The organism is Comamonas sp. NyZ500, from assembly GCF_016772095.1.
GTDB classification, from domain to species: domain Bacteria; phylum Pseudomonadota; class Gammaproteobacteria; order Burkholderiales; family Burkholderiaceae_C; genus Comamonas; species Comamonas thiooxydans.
On record NZ_JAEIJE010000003.1, the window covers coordinates 153,932 to 168,592 of the forward strand.

Annotated in this window: 14 protein-coding genes; 11 read left to right on the plus strand and 3 right to left on the minus strand. The window is 64.6% G+C overall.

Translation table 11 applies throughout. The features are described from left to right. Positions 1–4: 4 nt before the first annotated feature. From JAO85_RS06430 to JAO85_RS06460, 7 genes are all read left to right on the plus strand, one after another. A complete protein-coding gene (locus JAO85_RS06430) occupies positions 5–790 on the plus strand; it encodes an SDR family oxidoreductase (RefSeq protein WP_202787727.1) in 786 nt (261 codons plus the stop codon). 25 nt (positions 791–815) lie between these two features. Continuing rightward, positions 816–1,187 carry a dihydroneopterin aldolase gene (locus tag JAO85_RS06435; protein WP_003050921.1) on the plus strand — a complete coding sequence of 124 codons (372 nt, stop codon included), beginning with the start codon at positions 816–818 and terminating at the stop codon, positions 1,185–1,187. Continuing rightward, positions 1,181–2,176 (plus strand): tRNA 2-thiocytidine(32) synthetase TtcA, encoded by a 996-nt coding sequence (ttcA, locus tag JAO85_RS06440; protein ID WP_202787728.1) that lies wholly within the window; start codon positions 1,181–1,183, stop codon positions 2,174–2,176. Before JAO85_RS06435 ends, ttcA begins: the two co-directional genes overlap by 7 nt. A gap of 83 nt (positions 2,177–2,259) precedes the next feature. After that, a complete protein-coding gene (locus JAO85_RS06445) occupies positions 2,260–2,976 on the plus strand; it encodes a DUF4136 domain-containing protein (protein ID WP_202787729.1) in 717 nt (238 codons plus the stop codon). A 102-nt stretch (positions 2,977–3,078) separates the two neighbouring features. Beyond that, positions 3,079–3,561, plus strand: coding sequence for a DUF2501 domain-containing protein (locus JAO85_RS06450; protein WP_046460605.1), 483 nt, complete (start codon positions 3,079–3,081; stop codon positions 3,559–3,561). Positions 3,562–3,782: 221 nt separating this feature from the next. Beyond that, positions 3,783–4,424, plus strand: a complete 642-nt coding sequence (locus tag JAO85_RS06455) for a histidine phosphatase family protein (protein WP_003068775.1) — start codon at positions 3,783–3,785, stop codon at positions 4,422–4,424. Continuing rightward, the gene (locus tag JAO85_RS06460; RefSeq protein WP_202787730.1) at positions 4,408–5,592 is read left to right on the plus strand and encodes a DSD1 family PLP-dependent enzyme; all 1,185 of its coding nucleotides are present in this window, start codon (positions 4,408–4,410) and stop codon (positions 5,590–5,592) included. The genes JAO85_RS06455 and JAO85_RS06460 overlap by 17 nt, the downstream gene beginning before the upstream one ends. A 121-nt stretch (positions 5,593–5,713) precedes the next feature. On the opposite strand, the gene JAO85_RS06465 is transcribed toward JAO85_RS06460, so the two are convergent. Genes JAO85_RS06465 through JAO85_RS06475 form a run of 3 tightly spaced genes read right to left on the minus strand, consistent with a single transcriptional unit; the run spans position 5,714 to position 8,678 of the window. After that, complete coding sequence (locus tag JAO85_RS06465) at positions 5,714–6,457, minus strand: phosphoribosyltransferase (RefSeq protein ID WP_202787731.1); 744 nt, start codon at positions 6,455–6,457, stop codon at positions 5,714–5,716. A gap of 7 nt (positions 6,458–6,464) precedes the next feature. Further along, on the minus strand, positions 6,465–7,682 hold the full coding sequence (locus tag JAO85_RS06470; RefSeq protein WP_054073802.1) for a M20 aminoacylase family protein: 1,218 nt from the start codon (positions 7,680–7,682) through the stop codon (positions 6,465–6,467). Between the two features lie 3 nt (positions 7,683–7,685). Beyond that, positions 7,686–8,678 carry a tripartite tricarboxylate transporter substrate binding protein gene (locus tag JAO85_RS06475; protein ID WP_202787732.1) on the minus strand — a complete coding sequence of 331 codons (993 nt, stop codon included), beginning with the start codon at positions 8,676–8,678 and terminating at the stop codon, positions 7,686–7,688. 262 nt (positions 8,679–8,940) lie between these two features. Here JAO85_RS06475 and JAO85_RS06480 point away from each other — a divergent pair, with 262 nt between their 5' ends. The 4 genes from JAO85_RS06480 (at position 8,941) to mgtA (ending at position 14,650) form a co-directional block, all read left to right on the plus strand. Further along, positions 8,941–10,743, plus strand: coding sequence for a lysoplasmalogenase family protein (locus JAO85_RS06480; protein WP_202787733.1), 1,803 nt, complete (start codon positions 8,941–8,943; stop codon positions 10,741–10,743). 388 nt (positions 10,744–11,131) lie between these two features. Beyond that, entirely contained in the window at positions 11,132–11,329 is a 198-nt protein-coding gene (locus JAO85_RS06485) for a hypothetical protein (RefSeq protein WP_012839962.1), read from the plus strand. Between the two features lie 237 nt (positions 11,330–11,566). Beyond that, a complete protein-coding gene (locus tag JAO85_RS06490; RefSeq protein WP_034354709.1) occupies positions 11,567–11,890 on the plus strand; it encodes a hypothetical protein in 324 nt (107 codons plus the stop codon). Positions 11,891–11,902: 12 nt separating this feature from the next. Next, positions 11,903–14,650: a magnesium-translocating P-type ATPase gene (gene mgtA / locus JAO85_RS06495; RefSeq protein ID WP_054073799.1), complete on the plus strand. Its 2,748-nt coding sequence runs from the start codon at positions 11,903–11,905 to the stop codon at positions 14,648–14,650. Positions 14,651–14,661 lie beyond the last annotated feature (11 nt).

Sequence of the window (14,661 nt, forward strand, 5' to 3'; positions counted from 1 at the left end):
ACGAATGTCCTCACCCGCCCGACCACGCACAGTATTGGTGACCGGTTCCGCCCGTCGCCTTGGACGTGACATGGCCCTGGCCCTGGCCCGCGCGGGCTGGCAAGTGGCTGTGCACTATCGCGACTCCCGCGAGCAAGCCATGCAGACCGTGGCTTCCTGCGCGCAGTTGTCGGGCGACAGCGCCGCTTTTGACGCTGATTTCTTTGACGAGGAGTCGGTGCGCTCACTGGTGCCGCGTGTGGTGGAGCGCTTTGGCCGCATCGACGCCGTGGTCAATAACGCCTCGCTGTTCGAGCATGACGATGCCCAGAGCTTCAGCTATGTGGCGCTGGAAGCGCATCTGCGCAGCAACACGGGTGCGCCCATATTGCTGTCCCAGGCTCTGCACGCCCATGTGCAGGAGCGTGTGGCGGCCGGCGAAGCCTCGGCCCAGGGTGCCGTGGTCAATGTGCTGGACCAGAAGCTCTGGAACCAGAACCCCGATTTCCTGAGCTACACCCTCTCCAAGGCGGCTCTGGAAGCCGCCAACACCATGCTGGCCCTGGCTCTGGCGCCAAGCGTGCGCGTGGTGGGCGTGGCGCCGGGCCTGACGCTGACCAGCCATATGCTGAGCCAGGAAAAGTTCGAGACCCTGCACGCCATGAGCCCGCTGGGACGCTCCTCCTCGTCCGAGGACATTGCCGCCGCCGTGTGCTTTGCACTGGAAAACCGATCCATGACGGGCACCACCATGCTGGTCGATGGCGGCCAACATTTACAGCGCTTCGAGCGCGATTTTTCGATGATGTGAGCCCACCGAGGCCGCACCCTTTTCCATGACTTCCACTTCCGGACAACAGATTCTCACGCTCACCGGCCTGCGCTTTGATGCCAGCCTGGGGATTCTTGCGCATGAGAAACAAGAGCCTCAGCCGATCCAGGTCGACGCCGAACTCAATCTCGGCCCCCAGCCCCTGGCTCCGCGCGATGACGACATCCTTCATGTGCTGGACTACCGCAAGGTGCGCCAGATCATCATCGACGAATGCACCTCCGAGCATGTGAACCTGCTCGAGAGCCTGATCGGCAAGCTGGCCCAGCGCCTGCTGCAGCTGCCCGGCGTGCGCGGCGTGCGTGTGAAAATTGCGAAGCTGGAAATTTTTGACGACTGCGAAGTAGCCATTCGCATCGAAACCGGACAATGGTGAACCCCATGAATGCAGTAAACGACAACCCCTGGATTGCCGAAGAGGCAGAAGCCGCCGATGCTGCGGCCGCAGAGAACGCCAACGGCGAAGAAGCCGCCAAGCCCGGCAAGATCAAGATCGAGCGCGAACAGATCAAGCTCGAGAAGCGCCTGTGCCGCGAAGTGGGCAAGGCCATCCTCGACTACAACATGATCGAGGAAGGCGACAAGGTCATGGTCTGCATGTCCGGCGGCAAGGACAGCTACACCCTGCTCGACATTCTGCGCAAGCTGCAAAAGCGCGCACCCGTGAAGTTCGACATCGTGGCCGTGAACCTGGACCAGAAGCAGCCCGGCTTCCCCGAGCATGTGCTGCCCGAGTACCTCCAGAGCATCGGTGTGGACTACCACATCGAGAACCAGGACACCTACAGCGTCGTCAAGCGCGTCGTGCCCGAAGGCAAGACCACCTGCGGCCTGTGCTCGCGCCTGCGCCGCGCCATCCTGTACAAGGTGGCCGACCAGCTGGGCTGCACCAAGGTGGCCCTGGGCCATCACCGCGACGACATCGTGCAGACCATGATGCTCAATATGTTCTACGGCGGCCGCATGAAGGGCATGCCGCCCAAGCTGGTCAGCGACGACGGCAAGCATGTGGTGATCCGCCCCCTGTGCTATGTGCCCGAGAAGGACACGACGCGCTGGGCCCAGTACCAGAACTTCCCCATCATTCCCTGCAACCTCTGCGGCAGCCAGGACGGCCTGCAGCGCGTGGCCGTGGGCAATATGCTGCGCGAGTGGGACAAGAAGTTCCCCGGCCGCATCGAGAGCATGTTCCGCGCCATGGGCAATATCGTGACCACGCACATGATGGATCCCCAGCTGCACGACTTCAGGAACGCCAAGGCCACGGGCATTGCCGATCCCAACGGCGACATGGCCTTTGACCATGAAGAGCTGCCAACCATGGCAGCCCTGCCCGGCGGAGTACAAGTGGTACAACTGTCCTGAGCGGACTTTTGAACTAAAACCGGACCCTGCTGTCCAATCAAAGGCCCATCCCATGGGCCTTTGTCGTTTTCAGAGAAATCATCATGAACCTGCGCAAAACCTCCTTACGCTGGATCGGCCTTGTGGCCCTGACTGCGACGGCTCTGCTGGCCGGCTGCAGCACGGTGCGCGAGGTCAACAGCACGGTGCAGAGCTTTTCCGCACTGAACACCATCCCTGTGCCGGCCACCTACCGGCTGGAGACCCTGCCCTCGCAACAAGGCCAGGTGAACTTCGCGGCCGTGGAAGCCCAGGCCCAGCATGCGCTGGCCCGCGTCGGCCTGACGCGCGATGACTCGCGCGCCAGCCTGGTGGTGCAGATCAGCGCCATGGCCCGCTATGCGCGCGACTGGGCCAGCTGGCCCTATTACGACCCCTACTGGGGCCCGCGCTGGGGCTGGGGCATGAGCTACGGGCGCGGCTTCGGCTGGGGCTTTGGCGGCAGCATGATGTTCAACGAGCCGCCGCTGGAGTATTACCGCGCCGTGAGCATCGTCATGCGCGACATCAAGACCCAGCAGATCGTCTACGAAACCTCGGCCCAGCGCCAGGATGTGTGGACCGACGACCCGGCCATCTTCGGCATTTTGTTTGATGCGGCGCTGACGGGCTTCCCCAAGCCGCCGCAGGGCCCGCGCAATGTGCGCACCGTCATCCAGCCGCCGGCAGCGCAGCCTGCCAGCGGCGCACCTGCAGCCCCCGCGCAGCCCGCCGCACCGGTCACGCCAGCCACCCCGGCCACCGTGGCGCCTGCACGTTGATTTGCAATCTTCAACAGTTGCCCGGCCTGCCGCGTGCTAACGTGCAGCTCGCTTTGAACCAGGGCGTCTTCCCTGAGCCCTCGCCATGAAAAGGATGAAGTCATGAAGAAATTTGCTCTCTCCAGCCTGCTTTGCGCCTCCGTGGCCGCGGGTGCCTTCAGCGCCCATGCCAGCGGCCTCGGCGACGCCTTGCGCGGTCAGCTGGGCGGCGGCGCGGCCGAGAGCAGCTCCAGCGCCTCGGGCCTGGGCGGCATGCTCGGCGGCTCCGGAGGCTCTTCGGCACTGTCCGCCCTGGGCCTGGGCAATCTGAGCTCCGGCACGGCCAGCAATGCCGCAGGCGTCCTCACCTACTGCATGAAGAACAACTACCTCAACGCCGACAAGGCCGCCCAGGTCAAGAATCAGCTGCTGGGCAAGCTGGGCCTGGGCCAGAAGGAAGAACCCAAGGATCAGGGCTACCAGAACGGGCTGATGGGCATGGTCACGGGCGCCGACGGCAAGAGCTTCAGCCTGGACAAGGTCAAGAGCAACCTCAAGGAAAAGGCCTGCGACTTTGTGCTGGACAATGCCAAATCGCTGATCTGACACCGAAAAACATGGCAGCCGGCGCTTGAAACGCAAGTGCTGGCAAGTGCTGCAATGCCCAAAGGCCTGCAACCATAGTTGCAGGCCTTTTTTCTTGCCGGCTGCGCCACGATGCAGGCCGAGCGTCGAAAAGTCTGTAACAACAGACCGGGGTACAGGCACACTTTGTTTGCAAGACAATGACTGTTCAATAAAACAACCTACGCTGAACGAGCCAAGACATGCACGCCACGCGCATCATTGCCATCCGGCACGGAGAGACAACCTGGAATGTCGATGGACGCATCCAGGGGCATCTGGATATCCCCTTGAACGACACCGGCCTGTGGCAGGCCGAGCAGGCGGCCCAGGCGCTGGCCGACGAGAGCATTGCCGCCATCTACAGCAGCGACCTGCAGCGTGCACATGTCACTGCGCAGGCGATTGCCCAGAGATCCGGTGCACCTCTGCACACCACCGCCGGCCTGCGCGAGCGCTGCTTCGGCGATTTCCAGGGCCGCACCTTCAAGGATGTGGAAGCCACCCAGCCCGAGGACGCCCAGCTCTGGCGCACGCGCAACCCGGCCTATGCCCCGCCCGGCGGCGGCGACTCGCTGCAGGCCTTGCGCGAACGCATCTTTGCCACCGTGGACCGGATTGCACGCCAGCATGAGGGCGAGCAGATCGTGCTGGTCGCCCATGGCGGCGTGATGGATGTGCTGTACCGCCTGGCCACGCGCCAGGATTTCCAGACGCCACGCACCTGGGAGCTGAGCAACTGCGCCATCAATCGCCTGCTCTGGACGCCCGACGGCCTGTCTTTGGTAGGCTGGGCAGATACCGCACACCTTCAGCAAGGCAGCCGAGATGAAGCACATTCCTGAGCATCTGCAGACCCTGGTCGGCCAGGCCGTCAAACGCATAGACACGCCCGCGCTGGTCATAGACCTGGACGCCATGGACCGCAATATCGAGCGCATGGCCCGCTTTGCCCAGCAGCATGGCGTGCTCTGGCGCCCGCATGCCAAGCTGCACAAGAGCGCGCATATCGCCCATCTGCTCGAACATGCCGGCGCCTGCGGCCACTGCGTGCAGAAAGTCAGCGAGGCCGAGGCACTGGCCCAGGGCGGCATCACCAATATCTTCATCAGCAACGAAGTCATCTCCCAGACCAAGCTGGCGCGCGTGGCGACTCTGGCCAGGGCACTGAATGCCCAGGGCGGCCGGCTGGCCCTGGCCGTCGATTGCGAGGAAGGCATCACGCGGCTGGCGCGGGCCCTGCAGGATGCGCAGGCCGGCGATGCCGCCATGGATGTGCTGGTGGAAATCAATGTCGGCCAGAACCGCTGCGGCGCAGAGCCCGGCGAAGCCGCCCTGGTTCTGGCACGGGCGATTGCAGCCCAGCCCGTGCTGCGCTTTGCGGGCCTGCAGGCTTATCACGGCGGCGCCCAGCATCTGCGCAGCGCCGAGGAGCGCAAGACCGCCATCGAGCAGGCGCTCAAGCTCGTCAACCGCACGCGCCATGAGTTCGACCGCGCCGGCCTGGCCATTCCGCTGATCACGGGGGCCGGCACGGGCACCATGGTCAACGAAGCCGCCAGCGGCATCTATGGCGAAATCCAGCCCGGCTCCTTCCTCTTCATGGACGCCGACTACGCGGCCAACCAGCGCGATGCGGCCCAGCCCCTGTTCGAGCATGCGCTCTACGTCAAGACCCAGGTCATGTCGCTCAGCGGCGATCACGCCGTCTGCGACGCCGGCCACAAGGCCCATGCCATAGACTCCGGCCTGCCCCGGCTGCATGCGCTGGCGCCCGAAAATGCGCTGCGCTTTGCCAACGGCGGCGACGAGCATGGCGTGCTGCACCCCGATGCCGACGCGGGCAACCACGGCGGCTGGCTGCCTGCACTGGGCGAGAGCCTGTGGCTGATTCCCGGCCACTGCGACCCCACGGTCAATCTGCACGACCATCTGATCGGCGTGCGCGGCGGCCGGCTCAAGGGCGTGGTCGAACGCATCTTCACCGTCGACGGGCGCGGTGCGCTGACCTGATTCGCTCCTGCTCCGGGTTTTGATTGCTATACAAAAAAGAGCTTGCAACGCATTTCATGAAATGATTTCAAGGCATAAACAGCCTGAAACTCATATATGAAAGGCGCCAGAAGCTCTCTTTTTATGAGCCTTCAGGCCACCAGCCGTCGGCACGGCGCTCCATGCGCGGGCAGTCGTAGGCCGCGACCACGGGGATGGCGCTGCCATCGGCACGCACCAATTTCTGCTGCCACTGCGTGCCCTGGCGCATGGCCACGGCAATGGCGGCCACTTCGGCGCCGCAACGCTCGATCAGCTTGAGACCGGACACCATGGTCGTGCCCGAACTCACGGCATCGTCGACCACCAGCACGCGCTTGCCTGTGATCAGACTCAGCTGATTGGGGTCGATATAGAGCAGCTTGCCCTTGCCCGGCGTGGTGATGGAGCTGACGGGCTCGGAGAGCTCGTCGCGATACCAGTACTTGCGCGAGTAACCCAGCGGCACATAGCGGCTGCGGCCCAGGTGGCGCGCCACCAGCGGCGCAAAGGCCAGGCCCAGCGTCGGCAGGCCTATGACCACATCGAAGTCATGCGCCCCGGCGCCTTGCGCCATGTGCAACGCCAGTTGCTCGACCACTTCAATGGAAGCCTGGTTGGCAATCAGCGACGCCACGCAGCGGTCGGGGGCGGAACCGTCGGCCGTGGGCATGCCGCGCAGCGGCAGCAGCAGATAGCGGCCGTCGGGCAATCGGGCCGGATAGCTCTTCGCATAGGGCGGCAGCGGCGACTGGCTCAGATCGGCCTCGGTGACGGTGGCTTGCCAGTAGTCGGTCGTGGCATCGAAGCCGGGCAGATCCTGGCCGGAGAGGTTGATTTCACTCATACAAAACTCAGTCGCGGCCCAGATAGCTCTCGGCCAGCTTCACCCAATACGAGGCAGTCACGGGCAGCAGGTTGTCATTGAAGTCATAGGCCGCGTTGTGCACCATGCAACCGCCCTCGCCCATGCCATTGCCGACGATGAAGTAGTTGCCCGGCACGGAATTGAGCATGATGGCGAAGTCATCGCTGGCCTGCAGCGGCTGCAGATCGGGAATCAACCATGCTTCGCCCAGGAATTCGCGGGCCACACCGACTGCGAAATCGGTAGCCGCCTTGTCGTTCATGACGGGCGGATAACGCCATTTGTAGTCCACCTCGGCCGTGGCGCGGTGGACTGCGGCCTGGGCATGGGCCATGGCCGTGATGCGCTCGCGCAGCTGCTGGCGCACCTCAGGGCAGCGCGCGCGAATGGTCACGCGCAGCTCGCAGGTTTCGGGAATCACATTGGGCGCATCGCCCGCATGGATGGCACCGATGGTGACCACGGCCATGTCGTTGGGATCGATCTCGCGCGAGCGTATGGTCTGCAGCGCCAGCACCAGATGCGAGGCCACGACGATGGGGTCCACGGCCACATGGGGCATGGCGCCATGGCCGCCCTTGCCGCGGATGGTGATGATGGCCGTGTCCGAGCTGGAATACATCACGCCCGAGCGAAAGCCGAACTGCCCGGCCGGGTAGCCGGGCTCGTTGTGAAAGGCGTAGAGCGCATCGCAGGGAAACAGCTCGAACAGGCCCTGCTCCACCATCTTCTGCGCGCCGCCATGGCCTTCCTCGGCGGGCTGGAAGATCAGATTGAGCGTGCCCTGGAGCTGATTCCTGCGCCCGGCCAGCACCCTGGCCGCAGCCAGCAGCGTGGCCGTGTGCCCGTCGTGGCCACAGGCATGCATCTTGCCGTCGTGACGACTGGCATAGGACAGGCCCGTGGCTTCACGGATGGGCAGCGCATCCATGTCGGCGCGCAGGCCAAGACGTTTGCCATTCGGGTGATCGCCGCAGCGCAGCGTCCCCACCACACCGGTGTCGCCCAGGCCGCGATGGACCTCGTAGCCCCATTCGGCCAGCCTTGCCGCCACGATATCGCCGGTGCGGTGCTCTTCGTAGGCCAGCTCGGGATGGGCATGCAGATCGTGGCGCAGGGCCAGCATCTCGTCCGCGACGGCGGCCACTTCGGGCAGCACGGGCGGATGGATCTCGGCATGCACGGGATTCAGAGGCGCAGCCATGGCTTATTCCGCCTGGATGTTGGCCGACTTCACGATCTGGGCATAGCCGGCTTTTTCCTTCTTCAGGAACTGGACGAAGCTGGCCTGGGTGCCGGAGCCGGGCGTGGCGCCGCCGTCTTCCAGGCGCTTGCGCACCTCGGGCATCTTGAGCACGGCATCGAGCTCGGTGGCCAGGCGCGTGACCACGGCCTGAGGTGTCTTGGCGGGCACGAACAGCCCCGTCCAGGTGTTGAGGTCAAAGCCCTTGAGCTCGGCCGTCTCGCCAAAAGTGGGCACGCTGTGGATGGCATCGATGCGCTTGGCCGATGTCACGCCCAGACCTTCGAGCTTTTTCTGCTGGATCATGGGCACGGCGCTCACGGTGGTGAGCATGCCCACATCGACCTGACCGCCCATCACGTCGCTGGTGATCTGGGCGCCGCCTCGGTAGGGCACATGCACCAGCTTGATCTTGGCACGCTCCTGCAGCATTTCCATGGCCAGATGCAGCATGGTGCCCACGCCCGAAGTGGCGTAGGTCAACGATCCGGGCTTGGAGCGCGCCAGGGCAATCAGCTCGTTCAGATTGTGCGCCGGCAGGCCGGGACGGGCCACGGCGACCACGGGGGCGATGGTGGTCAGCCCCACGGGTGTCAGATCCTTTTCGGCGTCGTACTTGACGGCGGAATTCACCAGCTGGGCAATGCTGATGGGGCCGTCAAAGCCCATGAGCAAGGTGTAGCCGTCGGCCGGAGCCTTGACGGCCTTGCTCACCCCGAGCACACCGCCCGCGCCGGGCACGTTGTCCACCACGATGGACTGGTGCAGGCGCTCGCCCAGCTTCTGGCCGATCAGGCGCGCCGTGGTGTCCACATTGCCACCGGCACTGAACGGCACGATCAGCGTGATGGGCTTGGTGGCGGGCCAGGCATCGGCGGCGGCAAAAACGGCAGGGGCGGTAAAGCCTGAGGCCAGCAAGGCAGCGGCGGCAACAAAGGAGCGGCGGGATGTGGACATGGGCATGCAGCAAGAATGCGGACAGGCTGACGGCTCCAGGCCCATCCCGGGGTCGCCGCGTCGCTGTACTGGCCGGTAAATTTGAGTGTGCCCTCCGGCGGACGGGCAAGCCCGCAATTATCCCAGAGCACCTTGCTGACTGCCATAACAGGAAATACTTAGCAATCCTGATTCACCCTTGAAACTTCGTGAAGCCTGCAGCGCCGGGCGCTAGGGTTCATGCCAAGCCGCCGGACAACGAGCCGCTCCAGAATCGGAGCCCATGCTCTCTCCCAGCCAAGTCATCGTTCTGGCCACGCCGGTCTTTTTCGCACTGATTGCCGTGGAATGGATCATCAGCCTCAGGCGCGGGCGCAATGCCTATGCGCTGGCCGATGCCATCAGCTCGCTGAACCTGGGCGTGCTGAGCCAGACCAGCGCCGTCTTCACCAAGCTGCTGACGCTGGGCATCTACACCGTCGTGGCCAGCCATGTGGCTCTGATCGAGGCCGATGCCTTCTGGCTCAGCCTGCCGGGCTGGCTGCTGGCCCTGCTGTTCTACGACCTCTGCTACTACTGGCTGCACCGCATGGGCCATGAAGTGGGCGTGCTCTGGGCCGCCCATGCCGTGCACCACCAAAGCCAGGCCTACAACCTCTCCACCGCTCTGCGCCAGACCAGCTCCGGCGCGCTGCTGGGCTGGATCTTCTATCTGCCCATGGCCCTGGCCGGCGTGCCGCCGCTGGTGTTTGCCGTGGTCGGGCTGATCGACCTGCTCTACCAGTTCTGGGTGCATACCGAGCAGGTCAGGAAGCTGGGCTGGTTCGACCGCTGGTTCTGCGCGCCCAGCAATCACCGCGTGCACCATGCCGTCAACGAGCGCTATCTGGACCGCAACTACGGCGGCATTCTCATCGTCTGGGACCGGATCTTCGGCACTTACAAGACCGAGGACGACGAGGAGCCCTGCATCTACGGCACGCGCGGCCTGCTCAAGAGCTGGGACCCGCTCTGGGCCAACTTCAGCGTCTACCGCCAGCTGGCGCATGACAGCTGGCATGCACGCAGCTGGCTGGACAAGCTTCGCGTCTGGTTCAAGCCGCCGGGCTGGCGGCCAGCCGATGTGGCGCAGCGCTTTCCCAAGCCCGCCTTCGACCTGGACGAGCACCGCATCATCTATGCCCCGCCCATGGGCACTGCGCTGCGCTGGTTTGCCGGCCTGCAGTTTGCGGCACTGGTTGCGGGCACTTCGGTCTTTCTCTGGCATGCCGACCAGTCGCCGCTGGCCGCCAATCTGATCTGGTTCGGCGTGCTGCTCACCGGGCAATGGGCTCTGGGCGCGGCCATGCAGGGACGCATCAGTCTGTGGCTGGCGCTGATGCTGCAAAGCGGCGCACTGGCCACGGCCACGGCGGCGCTCGATCTACAGCAATGGCATTGGCTGTTCAAGCCTGCCACCATGGTTTTTGCTCTTATATACATAGCTTCTTGCACAAAGCAGAACTCAAAAACTATACAAAACATGTCTCAAAAGCATGTTCATCTGCTGCTGGCAGCTATTGTTTTTTCCATGGCTGGCGATGTCTTCCTGATGCTGGACGGACAGTTGCAGACCGGTCTGTTCATTCCCGGCCTGGTCAGCTTTTTGCTGGCCCATGTCTGCTACGTTGCGCTGTTCAAGTTCGATATGCCCTGGTTTGCCGACCGCCGCGCACTGCTGCTGGTGGCTGCGATCGGCGCCGCCATGTATGTCTTTCTCTGGACCCATGGCCTGCCCGCCGCCCTGCGTCTGCCCGTGGCCGCCTATGTCGGCGTCATCGCCTTGATGGCGGCGCAGGCCTGGGGGCGCTACCAACTCCTGCAAAGCCGTCCCGCACTACTGACCGCACTGGGCGCCAGCTTTTTCATGCTCAGCGACTCCATCCTGGCCATCAATCGTTTTGTGCAGCCGCTGCCCTGGTCATCGGTGAGCGTGCTCGGCAGCTATTACGCCGCACAGGCGCTCATCGTCTGGGGCTGTGTGCAGCAATGGGCCGAGCCTGCAAGCCGCCAGGCCCCGGCGCAATTGCAACTGAAAACCACCTAGGGTTGACCCTGAACCCGGTCTGGACCGATAATTGCCAGATCGCAATTTCAGGAGTCCCCACGTGGACAGTGCCAGTTCAACCAGTGATTTATCGCACGCCGCAATGGCTGCGAAGCTGGCCGACTGACAGACTCCCCCGGATCGGGAGTCGTCATCGACCGCCCCGCATCCCTTGCCTCGCGATCCTCGCAACTTGCTGTTTGGCTTCCCGACCTTCGGGCCGCCCTGCCGTGCGCAGCACGGCTAGAAGCTTCAAGCTCGCAAGCTCTGCTCCTCACTGAGTTTTCGCGCCGCCATTCGCTCCGGCTTACCCCGGCTCGTGGCTGCGCCAGAACGTTTGTGCCGCGCTGCCGCCTGGCCCGCTCCCTCAACCGATGAGGAGAACGCCATGAGCAACCGCCTGACCCGCTCTCTGCACCAGCTGCGCCCCCTGCTGCTGCGCGCCCGCGCCATGCCCCGCCAGGCTGCGCCCGCCGCACCGGCAGCCTTGCCGCAAGCGCTGGAGCAGACGCTGGAGCTCGATGCACTGACCAGTTGGCCCACGCATCGCATCCGCAGCTTTCTGAGCAGCCGCACCGTACGCTGAGCAGCCTCGTCGCGGACCGGCTCCGGCCCGCTTTTCACTCACTCTTAACCAAGGAACACGTATGGATCCCGACCCTAGTCGATCTTGCAGCGCGCCCTTCGCGGCGCACTGCCAGCCCATTGCCGTGCGTGTGACCCTCTTGGCTGCGCGCACGAACTGGAACCCCGTCCCGGGGTCGCGCGCCTGATGCCCTAGCAGCGGCGGGCAGCTCCCGGGTCACCCCCAAGGAGTATGCCCATGCAACGCCTCACTTGGCTGCGCGTGCTGCAACGCAGCCGCCCCGCATCCCGCTTCAATGACTCTACCCGCCACCATGGCCTGACCCATGCCGTGATCTCGGCACTGAACGAGCGCCGCACCGATGTGCTGCGCCACCTGGTCGACCGCCATGCCGCGCCCCTCATGGCCAGCGCCATGGCCAATCTCAGCATCCGCCAGCGCGCCGATGCCCTGTCGCTGCTGACCCAGGAGCAGCGCAGCCGCATCGACAACCAGTTTCGCGCCAGCCAGGCACAGCAGCCCTGGACACGATTCGGCACCTCCGGCAAGACGCTGCACTGACAGGAGACCGTGATGCAGACTCTCAAAAATCTGTTCCGGGCCTTTTTGCGCAGCCACCGCATGGCCGGCCTCTTCGGCCGCCAGCCCATGCCCGCAGGCGGCCCGTCCACAGCCGTCACAGTGCCTGCGGCACAAGTACAGGCCCTGCAATCGGCCGCCTGCAGCCCCGTGGCTGCGCTGCTGCAGCAGCTTGACACATCGAGCCGGGGCCTGAGCCCCGAGCAGGTCCGGCAGCGCCAGCTCCGCCATGGACCCAACGAGGTGGCGCATGAAAAGCCGCTGCCCGCATGGAAGCACCTGTGGCATTGCTACCGCAACCCCTTCAACCTGCTGCTGACGCTGCTGGCCGTGGTCTCCTATGTCACCGAGGACGAAAAAGCCACCATCGTCATCGCCAGTATGGTGCTGCTGTCCACACTGCTGCGCTTTGTCCAGGAAGGGCGCTCGCGGCGCGCCGCAGCACGCCTGCAGGCCCTGGTCAGCAACCGCGTCACCGTGCGCCGCAAGACCGATGCACCGGCCGCAGACTTTCGCGACAGCGGCGGAGGCCATGACACCTCGCTGTCCGAGCTGCCCATGCGCGAGCTGGTGCCCGGGGACATCGTGGCCCTGTCGGCCGGCGACATGATCCCGGCCGACTGCCGCCTGCTGTCCGCCAAGGACCTGTTCGTGAGCCAGGCGGCCATGACGGGCGAATCGCTGCCCGTGGAAAAGGATGCACGCACCCTGGCTGCCCTGCAGGCCGGCCAGTTGCTGGAAGCCGGCAACCTGCTTTTCATGGGCACCAATGTGGTCTCGGGCTCGGCCATGGCCGTGGTCGTCGCCACGGGCAACCAGAGCTATTTCGGCACACTGGCAGCGCGCATCACCCACCAGGACCGCACGGCCACGGCCTTCGAGCAGGGCGTGAACAGCGTCAGCTGGCTGCTGATCCGCTTCGCGGCCGTGATGGTGCCCGTGGTGCTGTTCATCAACGGCTACACCAAGGGCGACTGGGGCGAGGCCTTTTTATTCGCGCTGTCGGTGGCCGTGGGCCTGACGCCCGAGATGCTGCCCATGATCGTCACCTCCACGCTGGCCAAGGGCGCCGTGGTGCTGTCGCGCCAGAAGGTGATGGTCAAGCGCCTGGATGCGATCCAGAACTTCGGCGCCATGGATGTGCTGTGCACCGACAAGACCGGCACGCTGACGCAGGACCGCATCGCGCTGGAGCGTCACACCGATGTGCAGGGCCGTCCCAGCGACGAGGTGCTGCAGTTCGCCTACCTCAACAGCTACTACCAGACCGGGCTCAAGAACCTGCTGGACCGTGCCGTACTCGAGCATGTGGAGCTGCACACGCGGCTGCATGTCAACGAGAACTACCGCAAGGTCGACGAAATTCCGTTCGACTTCCAGCGCCGGCGCATGTCCGTGGTGGTGGCCGAGCGCAATCACCACCATGAGCTGATCTGCAAGGGCGCGGTCGAGGAAGTTCTGCGGGTCTGCACACATATTCGAGACAGCGGGCGCGACGGAGACACGCTGTTGCCGCTCACGCCCGAGCGCCGCGAGCAGGTGCGCGCCGTCACCGAGGGGCTGAACAGCGAGGGCCTGCGCGTGGTGGCCGTGGCCATGAAGGAAGTGCCGCCCGACAAGAACACCTACGGCATTGCCGACGAGGCCGAACTGACCCTGATCGGCTACGTGGCCTTTCTCGACCCGCCCAAGGAATCCACCCAGGCCGCCATTGCTGCGCTGCTGCAGCACGGTGTGGCGGTCAAGGTGCTCACGGGCGACAACGAGCTGGTGGCACGCAAGGTCTGCCGCGACGTGGGTCTGCAGGTGGACGAGGCGATTGTCGGCAACGACATCGAAGCCATGGACGAGGCGCAGCTGCGCCGCACCGTGGAGTCACACCTGCTGTTCGCCCGCCTGACACCGCTGCACAAGGAACGCATCGTGCGTGCGCTGCGCGCCAACGGCCATGTCACGGGCTTTATGGGCGACGGCATCAACGACGCGCCCGCGCTGCGCGCCGCCGATATCGGCATCAGCGTCGACAGCGGCGTGGACATCGCCCGCGAAGCGGCCGACATCATCCTGCTGGAGAAAAGCCTGATGGTGCTGGAGCAGGGCGTGCTCGAAGGACGTCGCACCTTCAGCAATATGCTCAAGTACATCCGCATGACGGCCAGCTCCAATTTCGGCAATGTGTTCTCGGTGCTGATCGCCTCGGCCTTCATCCCGTTCCTGCCCATGCTGCCCATGCAGCTGCTGATGCAGAACCTGCTCTACGACCTGTCGCAGATCGCCATCCCCTTCGACCACGTGGACGAGGAAATGGTGGCCAGGCCGCTGCGCTGGGACCCTCAGGACCTGGGTCGCTTCATGCTCTTCTTCGGCCCCATCAGCTCGCTGTTCGACGTGCTCACCTTCGCGCTGATGTGGTTCGTCTTCCATGCCAGCACGGCCGCAGAGCAAAGCCTGTTCCAGTCGGGCTGGTTCGTGGTGGGGCTGCTGACGCAGACGCTGATCGTGCACATGATCCGCACGCCGAAGATCCCGTTTGTGCAAAGCCGTGCCTCCTGGCCCTTGCTGGCCGCCACGGCGGCCATCATGGCCATAGGCATCTTCCTGCCCATGGGCCCGCTGGCCGGACATTTCAAGCTGCAGACCCTGCCGCTCGGCTATTTCCCCTGGCTCATCGTCATATTGCTGGCCTATGCTGTGCTGACCACGCTGCTCAAGCGCGTCTATATCCGCAAGTACGGCTGGTGAGCTCCGGCCGC